This is a genomic window from Rhizobium sp. SJZ105 (genome assembly GCF_007828365.1).
GTDB lineage: Bacteria > Pseudomonadota > Alphaproteobacteria > Rhizobiales > Rhizobiaceae > Agrobacterium > Agrobacterium tumefaciens.
The window spans coordinates 1-1,478 of record NZ_VIUP01000042.1; the positions used below are offsets into that span (position 1 = coordinate 1).

General features: G+C 54.1%; 1 protein-coding gene. It reads left to right on the plus strand.

Annotated features, from left to right (window positions below; translation table 11 throughout):
• Positions 1-79 precede the first annotated feature (79 nt).
• On the plus strand, positions 80-1,189 hold the full coding sequence (locus FB593_RS27390; protein WP_145167668.1) for an IS110 family transposase: 1,110 nt from the start codon (positions 80-82) through the stop codon (positions 1,187-1,189).
• Positions 1,190-1,478 lie beyond the last annotated feature (289 nt).

Genomic DNA, 1,478 nt, shown 5'->3' on the forward strand with positions numbered 1-1,478 from the left:
AGACCAGATGAGCGATTTTTGGCGGCAAAGCCGCTAGGTTTTCCTTGCTGAGCCAATGTTGGTTTCGAAGGGAAAAACCATGGAGAAAATAGTTTATGTAGGTCTTGACGTTCATGCTGACACGATTGCTGTCGCGGTTGCTGATGACGGCCGGAATGGAGAGATCCGATTTCACGGTGTGATCGAAAATACTGCGGATAGTGTTCTACGTCTGACCAAGCGACTTGTTGTCGCGAACACCCAACCCATCTTCTGCTATGAAGCAGGCCCATGCGGATACGGTCTGCATCGCTTGCTCACGAAGCTTGGATTTGATTGTGCTGTCGTCTCTCCGGCCATGATCCCTCGTCGTGCAGGCGACCGGATCAAAACCGATCGACGCGATGCGGAAATGCTGGCGCGGCTGTGGCGAGCAGGCGAATTGACCCCGGTCTGGACACCGGATGAAGAACAGGAAGCTATGCGGGATCTGATCCGAACCCGCAAACAGTCCCTGGATGCGTTGAAGATTGCAAAACAGCAGCTCCAGAGCTTTCTGCTGCGGCATGGCCTTCGCTACAATCGACCTACTTACTGGACCAAAATCCATTGGCGCTGGATCAATGAGCTGCGCAAATTCCGCTTTCCACATCAGCAACTGGCTTTTGAGGAACTGAAGCGAACCATCCGCCAGATCGAAGAGCGCATCGCCACGTTGGATCAGGCCATTGAAGATGCTGTAAAGGATTGGCGTTTTGGTGCACTGGTCGATGCCCTGCGATCATTGCGCGGCGTCAACACGATCATCGCTGCGACACTGGCCGCAGAGATCGGCGACATCAACCGCTTCGACAATCCACGGCAGCTCATGGCCTGGTTGGGGCTGGTGCCAAGTGAGCATTCCAGCGGCAGCACAGTCAGACGGGGTCGCATTACAAAGACAGGTAATGCCCTGGCCCGAACCATGATGGTTGAAGCTAGTTGGTCGTATCGACACCCACCTCGAGAAAGACATCCTTTTTTGAAGCGCAGTCAGCATCAGCCTCAAGAGATTAAAGATATTGGCTGGAAAGCGCAGACGCGATTGTGCAAGCGGTACCGGGACCTTTCAAAAACCGGGAAACCACAACCTCGTGTTCTGACTGCTGTCGCCCGCGAACTTGCTGGCTTTATCTGGGATATTGCCCGGCACGTACCGATCCCGGCTTAGCCCGAGACGTACCGCACCTTTCTGCCTGTGCAGCATGCTGGAGATGACGGCCAAAGATCAGGGAACCCTCGACTTACGTTGGGATAGATATCCGTCCTTAGAGAGAGGCAAGCCCGCATCGAATATGGTCAGGCGGTGAAAATCCGCGGATGAGAGTATGATAACCATCGGTTCGGATCGCCATCTCCAGCACCGTGCACAGGCTGCATCAATTGACCGACCTCGCGAAAACGGGGTAGTTTAAATGCGCCCGGAAAACCTAAATCGCTCATGAGAGCGTACGATTTCG